The organism is Streptomyces sp. NPDC058579, from assembly GCF_042718575.1.
Lineage (GTDB): Bacteria > Actinomycetota > Actinomycetes > Streptomycetales > Streptomycetaceae > Streptomyces.
Map to the genome: position 1 here is coordinate 56,067 of NZ_JBHXPI010000010.1, position 15,194 is coordinate 71,260.

The 15,194-nt window shown below is 72.2% G+C and carries 14 protein-coding genes and 1 riboswitch; of the genes, 5 read left to right on the forward strand and 9 right to left on the reverse strand.

What is annotated here, in order from left to right:
- Nucleotides 1–51: 51 nt before the first annotated feature.
- Nucleotides 52–1,335 carry a serine hydroxymethyltransferase gene (gene glyA, locus ACFWRO_RS15410; RefSeq protein ID WP_384509838.1) on the reverse strand — a complete coding sequence of 428 codons (1,284 nt, stop codon included), beginning with the start codon at nt 1,333–1,335 and terminating at the stop codon, nt 52–54.
- Between the two features lie 75 nt (nt 1,336–1,410).
- Nucleotides 1,411–1,501: riboswitch (ZMP/ZTP riboswitch) on the reverse strand.
- 108 nt (nt 1,502–1,609) lie between these two features.
- Here glyA and rocD point away from each other — a divergent pair.
- Together rocD and ACFWRO_RS15420 are read left to right on the forward strand one after the other, a co-directional pair.
- The gene (gene rocD / locus ACFWRO_RS15415) at nt 1,610–2,815 is read left to right on the forward strand and encodes an ornithine--oxo-acid transaminase (RefSeq protein WP_384509840.1); all 1,206 of its coding nucleotides are present in this window, start codon (nt 1,610–1,612) and stop codon (nt 2,813–2,815) included.
- A 200-nt stretch (nt 2,816–3,015) separates the two neighbouring features.
- Nucleotides 3,016–3,711 carry a polysaccharide deacetylase family protein gene (locus ACFWRO_RS15420; RefSeq protein ID WP_384509842.1) on the forward strand — a complete coding sequence of 232 codons (696 nt, stop codon included), beginning with the start codon at nt 3,016–3,018 and terminating at the stop codon, nt 3,709–3,711.
- A 13-nt stretch (nt 3,712–3,724) separates the two neighbouring features.
- Here ACFWRO_RS15420 and ACFWRO_RS15425 read toward each other — a convergent pair whose 3' ends face one another.
- Nucleotides 3,725–4,909 (reverse strand): glutathionylspermidine synthase family protein, encoded by a 1,185-nt coding sequence (locus tag ACFWRO_RS15425; protein WP_384509844.1) that lies wholly within the window; start codon nt 4,907–4,909, stop codon nt 3,725–3,727.
- 14 nt (nt 4,910–4,923) lie between these two features.
- A complete protein-coding gene (locus ACFWRO_RS15430) occupies nt 4,924–5,229 on the reverse strand; it encodes a hypothetical protein (RefSeq protein WP_384509846.1) in 306 nt (101 codons plus the stop codon).
- A gap of 90 nt (nt 5,230–5,319) precedes the next feature.
- Here ACFWRO_RS15430 and ACFWRO_RS15435 point away from each other — a divergent pair, with 90 nt between their 5' ends.
- Nucleotides 5,320–6,201 (forward strand): hypothetical protein, encoded by an 882-nt coding sequence (locus ACFWRO_RS15435; protein WP_384510129.1) that lies wholly within the window; start codon nt 5,320–5,322, stop codon nt 6,199–6,201.
- 345 nt (nt 6,202–6,546) lie between these two features.
- On the opposite strand, the gene ACFWRO_RS15440 is transcribed toward ACFWRO_RS15435, so the two are convergent.
- The gene (locus tag ACFWRO_RS15440; protein WP_384509848.1) at nt 6,547–8,028 is read right to left on the reverse strand and encodes a PLP-dependent aminotransferase family protein; all 1,482 of its coding nucleotides are present in this window, start codon (nt 8,026–8,028) and stop codon (nt 6,547–6,549) included.
- A gap of 47 nt (nt 8,029–8,075) precedes the next feature.
- Here ACFWRO_RS15440 and ACFWRO_RS15445 point away from each other — a divergent pair, with 47 nt between their 5' ends.
- Nucleotides 8,076–8,588: a carboxymuconolactone decarboxylase family protein gene (locus tag ACFWRO_RS15445; protein ID WP_384509851.1), complete on the forward strand. Its 513-nt coding sequence runs from the start codon at nt 8,076–8,078 to the stop codon at nt 8,586–8,588.
- 83 nt (nt 8,589–8,671) lie between these two features.
- Here the strand turns inward: ACFWRO_RS15445 and ACFWRO_RS15450 are convergent, their stop codons facing one another.
- The 4 genes from ACFWRO_RS15450 to ACFWRO_RS15465 all read right to left on the reverse strand — a co-directional run bounded on the left by ACFWRO_RS15450 (nt 8,672) and on the right by ACFWRO_RS15465 (nt 12,638).
- On the reverse strand, nt 8,672–9,661 hold the full coding sequence (locus ACFWRO_RS15450) for a malate dehydrogenase (RefSeq protein ID WP_384509853.1): 990 nt from the start codon (nt 9,659–9,661) through the stop codon (nt 8,672–8,674).
- A 175-nt stretch (nt 9,662–9,836) separates the two neighbouring features.
- Nucleotides 9,837–10,877, reverse strand: coding sequence for a DUF2690 domain-containing protein (locus ACFWRO_RS15455; RefSeq protein WP_384509855.1), 1,041 nt, complete (start codon nt 10,875–10,877; stop codon nt 9,837–9,839).
- A 259-nt stretch (nt 10,878–11,136) separates the two neighbouring features.
- Complete coding sequence (locus ACFWRO_RS15460) at nt 11,137–11,775, reverse strand: DUF3017 domain-containing protein (RefSeq protein ID WP_384509858.1); 639 nt, start codon at nt 11,773–11,775, stop codon at nt 11,137–11,139.
- Between the two features lie 2 nt (nt 11,776–11,777).
- Complete coding sequence (locus ACFWRO_RS15465; RefSeq protein WP_384509861.1) at nt 11,778–12,638, reverse strand: bifunctional methylenetetrahydrofolate dehydrogenase/methenyltetrahydrofolate cyclohydrolase; 861 nt, start codon at nt 12,636–12,638, stop codon at nt 11,778–11,780.
- A 256-nt stretch (nt 12,639–12,894) separates the two neighbouring features.
- On the opposite strand from ACFWRO_RS15465, the gene ACFWRO_RS15470 reads away from it, so the two are divergent.
- Complete coding sequence (locus tag ACFWRO_RS15470) at nt 12,895–13,488, forward strand: hypothetical protein (protein ID WP_384509863.1); 594 nt, start codon at nt 12,895–12,897, stop codon at nt 13,486–13,488.
- A 121-nt stretch (nt 13,489–13,609) separates the two neighbouring features.
- On the opposite strand, the gene ACFWRO_RS15475 is transcribed toward ACFWRO_RS15470, so the two are convergent.
- A complete protein-coding gene (locus ACFWRO_RS15475; RefSeq protein WP_384509866.1) occupies nt 13,610–15,085 on the reverse strand; it encodes a DUF2079 domain-containing protein in 1,476 nt (491 codons plus the stop codon).
- Nucleotides 15,086–15,194: the final 109 nt, after the last annotated feature.

Consider the following 15,194-nt stretch of genomic DNA (forward strand, 5'->3'; position numbering starts at 1 on the left):
TCGGTCAGACGGGGAGGCCTGGGGCCCGTCAGCCGTCGGGGCGGCCGTCGGTCAGACCGGGAGGCCCGGGGCCGGGAAGGCGGCCATCAGGTCGGCGACCTCGGCGCGGATCGTGCGGAGCGCGTCCTCGTCGCCCGAGCCGGCGGCGGTGACGCCCCGGTCGATCCAGTCGGCGACCTGGGCCATGTGCGTGGTGTCGAGGCCCCGGGAGGTGAGGGAGGGGGTGCCGATGCGGATGCCGGAGGGGTCGAAGGGCTTCCGGGGGTCGTAGGGGACGGTGTTGTAGTTGACGACGATCCCGGCGCGGTCGAGGGCCTTGGCGGCGACCTTGCCGGGGACTTCCTTGGGGGTGAGGTCCATCAGGATCAGGTGGTTGTCGGTGCCGCCGGAGACCAGGTCGAAGCCGCGGACGAGGAGCGCCTCGGCGAGGGCCTTGGCGTTGGCGACGACCGCGTGGGCGTAGTCGCGGAAGGAGGGCTGGGACGCCTCGCGCAGGGCGACGGCGATGGCGGCGGTGGTCTGGTTGTGCGGGCCGCCCTGGAGGCCGGGGAAGACGGCCTTGTCGAGGGCCTTGGCGTGCTCCTCGCGGGACATCAGCATGGCGCCGCGCGGGCCGCGCAGGGTCTTGTGGGTGGTCGTCGAGATGACGTCGGCGTACGGGACCGGGGAGGGGTGGGCGCCGCCCGCGATCAGGCCGGCGATGTGGGCGATGTCGGCGACGAGGACGGCCCCGGCCTCGCGGGCGATCTCGGCGAAGGCGGCGAAGTCGATCGTGCGGGGCAGCGCGGTGCCGCCGCAGAAGATCAGCTTCGGGCGCTCCTTGAGGGCGAGCTCGCGGACCTGGTCGAAGTCGACGAGCCCGTTGTCCTGGCGCACGCCGTACTGCACGCCGCGGAACCACTTGCCGGTGGCGGAGACGCCCCAGCCGTGCGTGAGGTGGCCGCCCATCGGCAGGGCCATGCCCATCACGGTGTCGCCCGGCTCGGCGAAGGCGAGGTAGACGGCGAGGTTGGCGGGGGACCCTGAGTAGGGCTGGACGTTGGCGTGGTCGACGCCGAAGACGGCCTTGGCGCGTTCGACGGCGAGGGTCTCGACCTGGTCGATGTTCTGCTGGCCCTCGTAGTACCGGCGGCCGGGGTAGCCCTCGCTGTACTTGTTCTGCAGGACCGTGCCGGAGGCCTCCAGGACGGCGGCGGAGGCGTAGTTCTCGCTGGGGATCAGGCGCAGGGTCTCGGCCTGCAGCCGCTCCTCGGCGCCGACGAGCGCGGCGAGTTCGGGGTCGGCGGCGGCGAGGGCGGGGTGCTGGACAGGGGCGGTGCTCACGGTGTCGCTCATGGCGTTCCTCCGGGCGTTGCGGCGGCGGGTCCCGGAGCGGTGCGGCTCGGCGCGGCACCACACGGGACGGGGTCCTTGTGGTGCCCAGGCGGGCGGCACCGCGTGTGGTCTGCCGCGCACGGCTCCCCCAGGGTCGATTCCCCGTACGCCAGTCGCCGTGCGTGTTTCCACATTAGCGGGCGCGCCGTCGCTCAAGGTTTCTTCGTCCGGTATCCGAGCGACGATAGGAAAGGGAGCCACACCCGCCCCTGGCCGCAGGACGAACGGAGATCCCGTGTCGAGTACGCAAGACGCGATCGCTTCCGCGGAGGCGCACAGCGCGCACAACTACCACCCCCTGCCCCTCGTCGTCGCCTCGGCCGACGGGGCCTGGATGACCGATATCGAGGGGCGCCGCTATCTCGACATGCTCGCCGGGTACTCGGCGCTCAACTTCGGCCACGGCCATCGCCGGCTGATCGACGCGGCGCGGGCGCAGCTGGAGCGGGTGACGCTCACGTCGAGGGCGTTCCACCACGACCGCTTCGCGGAGTTCTGCACACGGCTCGCGGAGCTGTGCGGCAAGGACATGGTCCTGCCGATGAACACGGGCGCGGAGGCGATCGAGACGGCGGTGAAGACCGCCCGGAAGTGGGGGTACGAGGTCAAGGGCGTGCCGGACGGGCACGCGAAGATCGTGGTCGCGGCGAACAACTTCCACGGCCGGACGACGACGATCGTCAGCTTCTCCACGGACCACGAGGCCCGCGACCACTACGGCCCGTACACGCCGGGCTTCGAGATCGTCCCGTACGGCGACCTGACGGCGATGGAGGCCGCGGTCACCGCGCACACGGTGGCGGTGTTGATCGAGCCGATCCAGGGCGAGGCGGGGGTTCTCGTCCCGCCACCCGGATATCTGCGCGGGGTGCGGGAGTTGACCCGTGAGCGGAACGTGCTGTTCATCGCGGACGAGATCCAGTCGGGCCTCGGCCGGACCGGGCGGACGTTCGCGTGCGAGCACGAGGGCGTGGTGCCGGACGTGTACGTGCTGGGCAAGGCGCTGGGCGGCGGGGTCGTCCCGGTCTCGGCGGTGGTCGCGGACCGGGACGTGCTGGGGGTGTTCCGGCCGGGTGAGCACGGGTCGACGTTCGGCGGGAACCCGCTGGCGTGCGCGGTGGGCCTGGAGGTGGTCGCGATGCTGCGGACCGGCGAGTACCAGCAGCGGGCGGCGGAGCTGGGCGAGCACCTGCACGCGGAGCTGGGGCTGCTCGTGGGCGGGGGCGCGGTGGAGGCGGTGCGGGGCCGCGGCCTGTGGGCCGGGGTGGACATCGCGCCGGCGCGGGGCACGGGCCGGGAGATCTCGGAGAAGCTGATGGAGCGGGGCGTGCTGGTGAAGGACACGCACGGCTCGACGATCCGGATCGCCCCACCGCTTGTGATCAGCAAGGAGGACCTGGACTGGGGCCTGGAGCAACTGCGAGCGGTACTGGCGGGCTGAGGCGGGGGCCGCCGGGGCCGGGGCCGGACGCCGGGGCCTTCGGCTTGGTCGGCCGGAGGGCCGGACATCAGCCGGACCGGACGGGTCTGTTCGGGCCGTTGGTCCGCGGCCTCCGGACCCGGCCGGTCCGTTTCACGGGGTGGTGGGCGGGGTAACTCGGGGCATTGACAACGCAGTTGGTCTAGGCCAATGATGCCGCCATGCCGAGACCCCGCCCCCGCCGCGCGCTGCGTGGCGCACTCGCCGTTCTCGTCCCGCTCGCGCTGCTGGGCGCGTTCGCGGGCCCCGCGCAGGCCGCCCCGACGGCGGCCTGGCCCGCGCCCGTCCCTGTCGTCTCCCATGTCGAGACCACCGACCCGGTCGTCTTCATCACCATCGACGACGGCTGGTTCCACGACCCCGCCGCCGCCAAGATCCTCATCGACCGCCGGGTGCCCGCCTCGCTGTTCCTGCTCCCTGGCGCCTACTCGTACGACTCCGGCTACTTCCACACACTCCTCGACCACGGCCGCTCCCGGGTCGAGAACCACACCGTCAGCCACCCGGACCTGACCGGGCTCGACGCGGCCGGCCAGAAGGCGGAGGTCTGCGGCGCGCGCGACCAGCACCTCGCCGAGTTCGGCGACGGCCCGCGCCTGCTCCGCCCGCCCTACGGCACGTACGACGAGACCACCCGCACCACCGCCCGCGCGTGCGGGGCGAAGGCCGTGGTGACCTGGACGTACGACCTGACGACCTGGGGCCAGTGGACCCCGCCGACCCCCACCCTCAAGGCCGGCGACATCATCCTGCTGCACTTCAACGAGACGCTGGAGCAGGATCTGACGCGCGCCCTGGCCGCCGCAGAGGCGGCCGGCCTGAAGCCCGCGCCGCTCAGGGAGTACATACCCGAGTAGCCGTCACCAGGACTCAGAGGATGACGTGCGGCAGGAAGCGGGCGTACTCGTCCGTTATCAGGCCCGCCGACTCCCGGATGCCGAGCCCCGCCGCCTCGTCCTCGACGACCCACGCGCCGAGCACCACCCGGTTGCCGTCGAAGTCGGGCAGCGGGGCCAACCCCTGGTAGCAGCAGGGCTCGTCGCGCATGACGGGCGCCGAACCGGGTTCGTGGACGGTGACGCCCGCGCCCTCGCGGCCGAGGAGGGGCTTGGCGACGTAGCCGCCGCGCGTGGCGAGTTCGCGCGGACCGTCGAGGTAGGCCGGCAGCAGGTTCGGGTGGTCCGGGTACAGCTCCCAGAGGATCGCGAGCAGCGCCTTGTTGGAGAGCAGCATCTTCCAGGCGGGCTCGATCCAGCAGGTCGTGCCCGTACCGCCGCCGTTGTCGAGGGTGTCCAGTACGTACGGCCCGAAGCGGTCGGTGGCCAGCCACTCCCACGGATAGAGCTTGAAGCAGCTGCGGATGAACCGCAGCCGGTCGTCCACGAACCGGCCCGAGAGCCGGTCCCAGCCGATCTGTTCGACCGACAGCGCCTCCGTGTCGAGCCCGGCCTGCTGGGCGGTCTCACGCAGATACGCGACCGTCATCAGGTCCTCGCCGAGCTCGTCCCCCTCGGAGTGGACGAAGTGCACCGGGCTGCCCGGCGGCAGCAGCGGGGCCTGGCGCTTCCAGGCGTCAACGAGCCGCTCGTGCAGGGAGTTCCACTGGTCGGCGCCGGGGAACCGATCCTCCATCCAGAACCACTGCGGGCTCGCGGCCTCGACCAGCGAGGTCGGCGTGTCGGCGTTGTACTCCAGCATCTTGGCCGGGCCCGTGCCGTCGTAACGGAGGTCGAACCGGCCGTAGAGCGAGGGCAGTTCGGCGCGGCGGCGCCAGGACTCGGCGACGAGCGAGGCGAGCCGGGGGTCGGTGAGCCCGAGGTCGGCGAACCGGTCCCGCTCGACGATGTGGGCGGCCGCCGCCAGGCACATCGCGTGCAGTTCCTCGACGACCTCCTCCAGTGCCTCGATCTCGGGCAGCGTGAAGGAGTAGTACGCGCTCTCGTCCCAGTACGGGCGCAGGGAGTCGTCGGGGTAGCGCGTCAGGGGGTAGACGAGCCCCTGCTCCTCCACCGTCTGCTGCCACCCCGGCCGGGGTTCGATCGTGTGCCGCCGCATGGTCCGTCCGCCGCTCAGCCGCCGCTGGAACCGGAGCAGCCGAAGCCTCCGGTGTCGACGGCCTTCTTGTCGAAGCTGCCGCCGCTGACCTTGTTGTCGCTGACGCTGCCGCCGTAGTAGTACGAGCCGCGGGCCGTGCCGCTGCTCCCACTGCCACTGCTGCCGCTGCCGTTGCCGCTCTCGCACTCGTAGCTCGGGAGCTTCTCGCTCGTCAGCGGGTCGACACACCGCTTGTCGGGCTCGGATCCGCAGGACGTGATCGTCGCCGCGAGCACCCCCATACCGCCGAGCACGACCGTGCTCGACCTCAGCCTGCGCATGAATCTGCCTCCCCATCCCGTGGTCGCGACCGCACAGTTTAGGCCGCTGTTCGAGCGGCCCCGCACTAGAGTCCTTTCGTGCTCTTTGGGATGATCTGCGCTCTGGCTTCCTCGGTCTGCTTCGGTACGGCGTCGGTTCTGCAGGCGCTCGGCGCCCGGGCGGCGACGCCCGGGACGGGCGCGGGCGTCGACGTCGCCCTGTTTCTGCGCGCGGTGCGGCAGTGGCGATATCTGGCCGGGCTCTCGCTGGACGGGATCGGCTTCGGCCTCCAGATCGTCGCCCTGCTCACCCTGCCCATCTACACCGTGGGCGCGGCGCTCGCGGCGAGCCTCGCGGTGACCGCGGTGGTCGCCTCGTGGCTCCTGAAGGTCCGGCTGAGCCGAGTGGAGTGGAGCGCGGTGGCCGTCGTCTGCGGGGGCCTCGCGATGCTGGCCGTCGCGTCGGGGACGGAGGGCGAAGGGACCGGTTCGGACGCGCTGCGGTGGGCGATGCTGGCGACGGCCTTCGGGGTCCTCGGGATCGGCATGCTGGCCGGGCGGCTGCCGGAGGGGCCGCGGGCGCTCGCGCTCGGCCTCGGGGCCGGGTTCGGCTTCGGGGTGGTGGAGGTGGCGGTCCGGCTCATCGACGGGATCGACCTGACCAACCCCGCGTTCTACGCGCTGCTGGTCGGCGGCGGCGCCGCCTTCCTGCTGCTGACGTCCGCGCTGCAGCGGGGCTCGGTGACGACGGCGACGGCGGGCGCGGTCCTCGGAGAGACGATCGGCCCGGCGGTGGTGGGGGTGGTGTGGCTGGGCGACCGGACGCGGGAGGGCCTGGCGTGGCTGGCGATCCTCGGCTTCACGATCGCGGTCGCGGGAGCGCTGGTCCTGGCGCGGTTCGGCGAGGCACCGGTGCCGGAGCCGGTGCCGGTGCCGGTGCCGGAGCCCGAGCCCGAGCCCGAGGATGCCGGGACGGAGGACCCGGCGCCCTGACGGCGCCTTACCGGCGCAGCCGGACCCGCACCGCGTGGTGCACGGGCTCGCCACGTCGCTGGGGCCCCGCGTGGCGTTCTTTCCACCCGCACCGCCGTCAGCTTCGTCCTCGTCACGTAGCCGGGGACCGGCACGTGACGCTCGCGCCCGGTCACGTAGCCGGGCAACCCGAACGTGACGCTCGCGCGCGTCACGTAGCCGGGCAACCCGAGCGTGACACTCGCGCGCGTCACGTAGCCGGGCAACCCGAACGTGACACTCGCGCGCGTCACGTAGCCGGGCAACCCGAACGTGACACTCGCGCGCGTCACGTAGCCGGGAACCCGAACGTGGCGCTCGCGCGCCTCACACCGCCGGCAGGACCCGGCACAGGGCGGCGAGGGCGCCCGTCCAGGCGCTGTCCGGGGGTGTGGCGTAGCCGACCACCAGGCCGTCCTGGGTCGGGGCGGTGTCCGGGTGGCGGAAGCGGTTGAGGCCGAGGACCGCGAGGCCCTGCCAGGCGGCGGAGCGCAGGGCCTCCGGCTCCTGGCCCGCCGGGAGTTCCAGGACCGCGTGGAGGCCGGCGGCGATGCCGCTCACCTGGGTCTGCGGCGAGTGCGCGGCCACGGCCGCCACCAGCTCGTCGCGGCGCCGCCGGTAGCGCAGCCTCATCGCCCGTACATGACGGTCGTACGCCCCCGATTCGAGGAACTCCGCGAACGTCAGCTGGTCCAGGGCGCTGCCCGTCCAGTCCATGGGGCCCTTCAGCGCGACCACGTCGTCCACGAGGCTCTCCGGCAGCACCATCCACCCCAACCGCAGCCCGGGCGCGAGGGACTTGCTGGAGGTGCCCAGGTAGACGACCCGCTCAGGGTCGAGGCCCTGGAGGGCGCCGACGGGCTGGCGGTCGTAGCGGAACTCCCCGTCGTAGTCGTCCTCCAGGACGAGCCCGCCCGAGGCCCGCGCCCAGTCGATCGCCGCGACCCGCCGGTCGGGGTGGAGGGCCCCGCCGAGCGGGAACTGGTGGGCGGCCGTCATCAGCACCGCGCCGACGCCCTTCATCCCGGCAAGGCCCTCGGTCCTCGTGCCGAGTTCGTCGTACGGCAGGGCGGGCAGCCGCAGTCCCGACCGGGTCAGCAGCCGCCAGTGCTCGTCGAGTCCGTACGACTCGACCGCCACCTCCCGGACCCGCCGCGCCCGCAGCACCTCCCCCATGAGCGAGAGCCCGTGCACGAACCCGGAGCAGATCACGATCCGTTCCGGCCGCGCATACACGCCCCGCGCCCGCGCGAGGTACTCGGCGAGCACCGTACGCAGCTCGATCCGGCCACGCGGATCGCCGTACCCGAAGGCCTCGTTGGGCGCCGCCGTCAGCGCCCGCCGGGAGGCCTTGAGCCACTCGGCGCGCGGGAAGGAGGCGAGGTCGGGCGCGCCCGGCTTGAGGTCGTACGTCGGCCTGGCGCGGGCCCTGCGGGCGGCCGCCGCCCCTTGCCGCCCGCCGCCCGGCCGGCCCGGCGCTCCCGGCCTGCCCTGCCCGCCCGGCCCGCCCGAACCGGTCCGCCGGCGCGGCACCGAGCGCCGCGCGACCCGCGTCCCCGAACCCTGCCGGGCGGTCAGCCAGCCCTCGGCGACCAGCTCGGCGTACGCGTCGGCGACCGTGTTGCGGGCGATCCCCAGGTCCGCGGCGAGCGTCCGGGAGGACGGCAGTCGTACGCCCGCCGACAGGCGCCCGCTGCGCACCGCCTCCCTCAGCGCGTCCATCAGCGCCGCGCGCAGCCCCGTACTCTGCCCCGCTCCCCGCAGGTCGAGGTGCAGGTCCGCTCCAAAAGTGGCCCACTCTTCTGCCATGGGAATGGACCATACTCCTGCGCCATCCAGCTCGTACGGTGAGAAGCATGACGACGACGACCACTGAATCCGTGAAGCCCGAGTACGCCCACGAGCACGCTCCCCGCCTCAACTTCGGCGAGCGCGTCCCCGAGTTCTACCGGGCCATGCTGCGGCTCGAACAGGCCGCGGCCAAGGACATCGACCCCACCCTCTTCCACCTGATCAAGATCAGGGCCTCGCAGGTCAACCACTGCGCGTTCTGCATCGACATGCACACCAAGGACGCCCTCGCCGAGGGCGAGTCCGTGGAGCGGATCGTCCAGCTCAACGCCTGGGCCGAGTCGCGGCACTTCTACACCGAACGCGAGCTCGCCGCGTTCGAGCTGACCGAGGCCGTCACCGTCCTCACCGACGGCTTCGTCCCGGACGAGGTGTACGCGCGGGCCGCCGCCCACTTCGACGAGACGGAGCTGGCGCGGGTCATCAGCGCCATCACCGTCATCAACGCCTGGAACCGCATCGCCGTGACCACGCGCATGACGCCGGGCCACTACACGCCGGGCCAGTTCAAGAAGTAAGCCGACGACCGAAAGCCGGCGACCGAAAAGCGCACCGCCCCCGGCCGAAGTGGCCGGGGGCGGTGCGTACGTTTCTCTCAGGTTCAGATGAGGCCGAGCTCGCGGACGGCGTCGCGCTCCTCCGCCAGCTCGCGCACGGAGGCGTCGATGCGGGCGCGGGAGAACTCGTTGATGTCCAGGCCCTGGACGATCTCGTACTTGCCGTCCTTGCAGGTGACGGGGAACGAGGAGATGAGGCCCTCGGCGACACCGTAGGAGCCGTCCGACGGGATGCCCATGGAGGCCCAGTCGCCCTCGGCGGTGCCGTTGACCCAGGTGTGGACGTGGTCGATGGCGGCGTTGGCGGCGGAGGCGGCCGAGGACGCGCCACGGGCCTCGATGATCGCGGCGCCGCGCTTGGCGACGGTCGGGATGAAGGTGTCGGCCAGCCACGCCTCGTCGCTGACGACCTCGGCGGCGTTCTTGCCGGCGATCTCCGCGTGGAAGATGTCCGGGTACTGGGTCGCCGAGTGATTGCCCCAGATGGTGAGGCGCTTGATGTCCTCGACCGACGCGCCGGTCTTCGCGGCCAGCTGCGACAGCGCGCGGTTGTGGTCCAGACGGGTCATCGCGGTGAAGCGCTCCGCCGGCACGTCCGGGGCGGCGGCCTGGGCGATCAGGGCGTTGGTGTTGGCCGGGTTGCCGACGACGAGGACCTTGATGTCGTCCGCGGCGTGGTCGTTGATGGCCTTGCCCTGCGGCTTGAAGATGCCGCCGTTGGCGGCGAGCAGGTCACCGCGCTCCATGCCCTTGGTGCGCGGGCGGGCGCCGACGAGCAGCGCCACGTTCGCACCCTCGAAGCCCTGGTTCGGGTCGTCGAAGATGTCGATGCCCTTGAGCAGCGGGAAGGCGCAGTCGTCGAGCTCCATGGCGGTGCCCTCGGCGGCCTTGACGCCCTGCGGGATCTCGAGGAGGCGCAGCTTGACCGGCACGTCCGCGCCGAGCAGGTGGCCGGAGGCGATGCGGAACAGCAGCGCGTAGCCGATCTGGCCGGCCGCGCCGGTCACGGTGACATTCACGGGAGTGCGGGTCATGGCGATCTCCGTAAGACAGCTGGCGGGTGGGGGTCCCTGCCCCGGGTGCTGGACAACTCTTCTTGATCGATCGGTGTCTCGACGTGAAGAGATATTCCAGCGGTCAGGCTATCCGACCCGGGACGGGTCGAACCCCCACCCCCTTGTGGTCCGGCTCACTGCCGCCCGACTGGGGTCAGCGGCCGTCGGTACACGTCCGGGTGCCGCTCACGAGCGTCGCGCACGCCCTCGCGTCCGCCGCGTCCGTCGTCGCGACCATCGGGGTGTACGCGTCCGGATCCGCGCCCACGGTCACGTCCTGGCTGCTCCCGGCGGCGGTGACGTGCAGGGTGTCACCGGGCGAGGCACCGGTGACGCGTGCCCAGGCGGCGCCGCAGGTCCTGCTGAACCGCACCTCGACCTGCCCGGCGAAGCCGACCGGCGCGCGGGAGACGGTGGTGGCGAACGTGCCTCCGCAGCCCATGACTTCCGGGTCCTGGCCCGTACATCCGGCGCCCGAGCATTTCACTCCGGCGGGGAGCGTCGTCGCGCTCGGCCCTGAACTGGGGGATCCGGGGGCGGTCGTGGGCGTCCGGTTCGCCGCACCGCCGCGGTCGTCGGCGGAGCCGGCCCCGCCGCCGAGGTCGGCGAGGAGGACGGCGGCGGTGACGACGAGCAGGGCGCCGAGGACGCCGGTGAGGAGCAGGAGTACGCGGAGGGCGGGGCGGGGGCGGGGCGGCGAGGGGGCCGGGGGCCGGGTCTCGGGCTGCTGCGCGGGGGCGGCGCTTCCGGGGCTTCCCGGGCGTCCGGAGCTTCCGGTACTGCGGGGGCTTCCCGTACTCCCCATGCTTCCCGTGCTGCCTGTCGCGCTGTGGCTGCTGCTGACGCTGGTCTCCGTCGAGGCGTTCCCGCTGGGAGCAGCGTCAGTGGTACCGGTGGTGTCCGTGGCCTCCCCGGGGCCCTGTCCGGCGCCCTTCCAGGCTCGCTCGGCCTGCTCCCACTCCGCCGTGAGCCGTACGGGATCGGTGCCGGTCACCTCGGCGAGGGCGAGGACGGCGGCCCTGGGGGCGAGGAGGCGGCCGTCGAGAAACCGCTCCCAGGCGGCCCGGCTGTAGCCGGTGCGGTCGGCGACGGCGGCGAGGCTCAGTCCGCTGCGGTCGACGAGGCGTCGTAATCGGCCCGCGAACTCGCGCACGCGCGGGTCGAGTTCGTCAGGCAGCGCCTGCCAACGAGGCATGTGCGGTTCCCCCCTCGCCTCCTCGCGACCCCCGGAGGGATCCTCCTGCTCAGGATGGCAGCTTCCTGGGGCGGGCGGGAGTGACGGAGTTCCGGAATGGTCACTTCCGTGCCACAGCGCACAGACGGACCTTGAACCATCGTTGGCACGTACATGACCCTGATGGAGGACGGCGCCCGTCCTCCCTCGGGGGAGGGGACGGGCGCCGTCCTCAAGGGCCTCGGACCTCATGGCCTCAGGTCCTCAGACCCCTCAGGGCCTAAGTGATCGTCAGATGGAGGATGTCCTCCAGGAACGGGATCTTCAGCCAGGGATCCGGCTGCACCATGAGCGCCAGCAGCACGATGAGCCCGCCCATGACGCCGTACGTGACCATGTCGGTGAACCTCGACCGCACGGCGAGCATGCCGACCGACGGCAGCGTGCGCCGCAGACAGGCACCGACGAGCAGCGCGACCCCGACGAGCATCGTGCCGACCCGGAACGACTGCGCGAAGAGGTCCGTCCCGACGATCAACAGGCCCAGCGCCGCGAGCCCGAGCACCGTCAGGAGCGGCCACTGGCGCGCGGGGGCCGAAGCGTCCCCTGCGGCGGCCCGCCCGCCCCCTTCGGGGCGCGCGGTGTCGGTCGTGAGCGACGGGGGCCGCCGCCTACGCCCGGGCGGGCCGGGGGCCGCGGCACCGGCCGCCGTACCGGAGTCCGTAGTCGAGTCCGCCTCGGCCGACGCCGCACCGGAGTCCCCCTCGGCCGACGCCGTACCGGAGTCCGAACCGGAGTCCGCTTCCGCCGACGCCGTACCTTCGACGCCCTCCACGTCCGCCGTAACCCCCTCGGCGCTCTCCGCGCCCTCCGCGTCCTCGGCGCCCGGTGTGTCGCCCCCCACGACCTTCGACGTCATCGTCAGAGCGCCTCGGCCGCGCGCTCGGCGGCCTCGACGACGTTGACGAGCAGCTGCGCGCGGGTCATCGGGCCGACGCCGCCGGGGTTCGGGGAGATCCAGCCCGCGACCTCGGTCACCCCCGGGTGCACGTCGCCGAGGATCTTGCCCTCGCCGTCGCGCGAGACGCCGACGTCCAGGACGGCCGCGCCCGGCTTCACGTCCTCCGGCTTGATCAGGTGCGGCACGCCGGCCGCCGCGACGATGATGTCCGCCCGCCGCAGGTGCGCGGACAGGTCGCGCGTACCGGTGTGGCACTGCGTCACGGTCGCGTTCTCCGAGCGCCGCGTGAGCAGCAGCGGCATCGGGCGGCCGATCGTGACGCCGCGCCCGACGACCACGACCTCCGCGCCGTTGATCTCCACTCCGTGGCCGCGCAGCAGCGTGATGATGCCGTTGGGGGTGCACGGGAGCGGCGCCGGCTCGTTCAGTACGAGGCGGCCCAGGTTCGTCGGGTGCAGACCGTCGGCGTCCTTGGCCGGGTCCATCAGCTCCAGGACGCGGTTCTCGTCGATCCCCTTGGGGAGCGGGAGCTGGACGATGTACCCGGTGCACGCGGGGTCCTCGTTGAGCTCCCGTACGACCGCCTCGATCTCCTCCTGCGTGGCGGTCGCGGGCAGCTCGCGCTGGATCGAGGCGATGCCGACCTGCGCGCAGTCGCGGTGCTTGCCCGCGACGTACTTCTGGCTGCCCGGGTCGTCTCCGACCAGGATCGTGCCGAGGCCGGGCGTGATGCCCCGCTCCTTCAGGGCCGCCACGCGGACGGCCAGTTCGGTCTTGATCGCGGCTGCGGTGGCCTTGCCATCGAGAATCTGGGCGCTCATGGGTCCATCCTCCCGGATGACCCCTCGCTAGTTCCAATTCGCCTGCACGCGGACCGCCCGGAGGCGGAGGGAACGGTTCTGGGAAGGTTGCACTCGCACAACGCCCCGACTACCGACTGGACAAAAAGTCGACGGTACGACGACGATGTCGGCGAAGTGCCGCGGGCAGTGCCGGGGGGCAAACCGCTCATATGCCGTGAAAGTTCCTCCGCGCGGGCCGCGTCGTCCCCGCACAGACCAACGGAGGAATCCCGCGATGAGCTTCGGCGAACCGAACAACCCCTACGGCCAGCAGCCGCAGCAGCCGCAGGGGCAGCAGCCGGGCTACGGCTACCCCCAGCAGCAGGGCCAGCAGCCGGGCTACGGCTACCCGCAGGCTCCCCCGATCCAGCAGCCGTACGGCGCCGGCGGTTACCCGGGCGTGGCCATGGAGATGCCGGGCGGCGTGAAGTCGGCCCGCGTGATCCTGTGGATCCTGAGCGGCCTCAACGTGATCGGCGCGCTCTTCGCCATCGCCGTCTCGTTCTCGATCGACAGCGAGCTCGAGAAGGCCGGCGCCTCGTCGGCCGACGCCGACGCGTTCGCGGACCTGGGTCAGGGCCTGCTGATCGGTGTCGGCATCTTCTCGATCATCGTCGGCGTCCTGGGCATGGTGCTGGCCGCCAAGTTCAAGTCGGGCGGCAGCGGCGTTCGCGTCTGCACCATCGTCTACGCCTCGTTCATGGTGCTGTTCAGCATCTTCTCGCTTCCCATGGGCGTCATCAGCCTCGTGCTCGGCATCCTGATCATCGTCTTCGTGGCGAAGGCGGACGGCGCGGCCTGGTTCAACCGCCAGAAGCAGCAGTACTGATCGCTACTGATCGCTACTGATCGCTGAACTGGCTCACGCCACACCGAAGGGGCCCGGTTCCGTTCGCGGAACCGGGCCCCTTCGGCATGCGCGCCCTCGATCTCGGCATGCGCGCCCTCGATCAGCTCCGCTTGAGCACCACGAACTGTCCCGCCTGCGCCGACACCTCGTACCGCGCCTCCGGATGCAGCTGGGACGCCAGCTGCACGGGGTCGGTGACCGGCTGGGACCAGCCCGAGGAGAGGTCGAGCGCGAGGTAGTCCGGGCTGACCCCCTTCGCCCCGCCGACCCAGTACACCTTGCGGTCGGCGGTGAGATGCGCCATGAGCGGCACGTTCGTCTCGACGCTCGCCCCCGTCGGCACCGCGTCGACCGCCCGCCGGGCCTCCAGCGTCCGGGCGTCCGTACGGTACGTCTCCGAGCGCAGCAGCTCCCGCAGCGGCAGGTCGAGGGCGAGCACGATCGCGGCGGCCGTGACGACGGGGACGACGACCCTTCCGTACGCCACGAGCCAGGCGCGCGGCGAGGTGCGGACGGCGCGGACCGCGTCGACCAGGGCGAGGAAGACGATCGGCATCAGGATGGCGCTGTAGTGCCAGATCATCCCCCAGTGGTTGGGGTCCTGGGAGAGGAAGCGCCAGCCGAGCGTCGGCAGCACGAGCAGCATCAGCGGGGAGCGCAGCGCCAGGAAGCCGGTGATTCCGACGAGGAAGAAGACCATCTCCCACTTCACGTCGGAGCCGAGCGAGGTGAGCAGCACCTGGGCGAAGGAGACGTCCGCGCCCTCGCCGGTCTTCTCGATCTTGGCCCAGTAGTCGTACTGGCCGACCCGGCTCGCCGCCGGGATCAGGACCAGGACCGTGAGGGCGAAGAACGCGGCGCCGAAGGCGGCCAGGGCCGCTCCGAGCCGCTTCTGCCCCTTGAGGAAGAGGACGGCGCCGACCATGGCGACGGTGAGCCCCATGTCCTCCTTGACCAGGACCAGGGGCACGGACCAGGCGGCGGCCGCCGTCCAGCGCCCGAGGAGCAGGGCACGGCAGGTCAGGGCGAGCAGCGGGACGGCGAAGGCGATCTCGTGGAAGTCGGACTTGACGGCTTCCTGGAGGCCCCAGGACAGGCCGTAGGCGACGGTGAGCCCGAGGCCGGCGGCGCGGCTGCCGAGCACCTGGTGGGCGGTGCGGCCGACGACGACGGCCGAGGCGGCGAAGAGCGCGGCCTGTGCGAAGAGCAGGGCGAGCGGGGAGGACCAGATCCAGTACAGGGGCGCGAGGAACGCCGTCACGGGACTGAAGTGGTCCCCGAGTATGAGGAAGCCGGGGCCCTTGATGTCGACGATCGGGGCGCGGAACTCGGCGTAGGCCCGGACGGACTGGTTGAAGATCCCGAGGTCCCAGGAGGGCGTACGGAAGTGCGCGTACTGGACCCAGGAGTAGAGGAAGTAGAGCGCGCAGAGCACGCCCGCCACCAGGGCGTACGGGAGCAGGGGCGCGGCGGCGAGGTCTCGCTCGACGCGCTCGGCCGGCCCGGCCGCCCTACCGGCGCGCTCGGCCTCCGGGGCGGCGGCCTGGGCCGGCACCCCGTTCTGTACTTCCAACATCGCGCCCCCACCTAGAGCCGCCGACAAAAGAGCAACCCATTAGACCAGAGCGGCGTCGGCAAGGCCGGGGCCCGCCGGTGAGACCGGCGGGCCCTGGGTGTCTCGTAGA

What these genes read in the sequence shown, in the direction of transcription:
- ACFWRO_RS15435 (WP_384510129.1), top strand. Translation starts at nt 5,320, where the DNA reads ATGATCTGCGCTCTGGCTTCCTCGGTCTGCTTCGGTACGGCGTCGGTT.
- ACFWRO_RS15430 (WP_384509846.1), bottom strand. Translation starts at nt 5,229, where the DNA reads ATGCGCAGGCTGAGGTCGAGCACGGTCGTGCTCGGCGGTATGGGGGTG.
- ACFWRO_RS15475 (WP_384509866.1), bottom strand. Translation starts at nt 15,085, where the DNA reads ATGTTGGAAGTACAGAACGGGGTGCCGGCCCAGGCCGCCGCCCCGGAG.
- ACFWRO_RS15420 (WP_384509842.1), top strand. Translation starts at nt 3,016, where the DNA reads ATGCCGAGACCCCGCCCCCGCCGCGCGCTGCGTGGCGCACTCGCCGTT.
- ACFWRO_RS15455 (WP_384509855.1), bottom strand. Translation starts at nt 10,877, where the DNA reads ATGCCTCGTTGGCAGGCGCTGCCTGACGAACTCGACCCGCGCGTGCGC.
- ACFWRO_RS15450 (WP_384509853.1), bottom strand. Translation starts at nt 9,661, where the DNA reads ATGACCCGCACTCCCGTGAATGTCACCGTGACCGGCGCGGCCGGCCAG.
- ACFWRO_RS15440 (WP_384509848.1), bottom strand. Translation starts at nt 8,028, where the DNA reads ATGGCAGAAGAGTGGGCCACTTTTGGAGCGGACCTGCACCTCGACCTG.
- ACFWRO_RS15445 (WP_384509851.1), top strand. Translation starts at nt 8,076, where the DNA reads ATGACGACGACGACCACTGAATCCGTGAAGCCCGAGTACGCCCACGAG.
- ACFWRO_RS15425 (WP_384509844.1), bottom strand. Translation starts at nt 4,909, where the DNA reads ATGCGGCGGCACACGATCGAACCCCGGCCGGGGTGGCAGCAGACGGTG.
- ACFWRO_RS15460 (WP_384509858.1), bottom strand. Translation starts at nt 11,775, where the DNA reads ATGACGTCGAAGGTCGTGGGGGGCGACACACCGGGCGCCGAGGACGCG.
- glyA (WP_384509838.1), bottom strand. Translation starts at nt 1,335, where the DNA reads ATGAGCGACACCGTGAGCACCGCCCCTGTCCAGCACCCCGCCCTCGCC.
- ACFWRO_RS15465 (WP_384509861.1), bottom strand. Translation starts at nt 12,638, where the DNA reads ATGAGCGCCCAGATTCTCGATGGCAAGGCCACCGCAGCCGCGATCAAG.
- ACFWRO_RS15470 (WP_384509863.1), top strand. Translation starts at nt 12,895, where the DNA reads ATGAGCTTCGGCGAACCGAACAACCCCTACGGCCAGCAGCCGCAGCAG.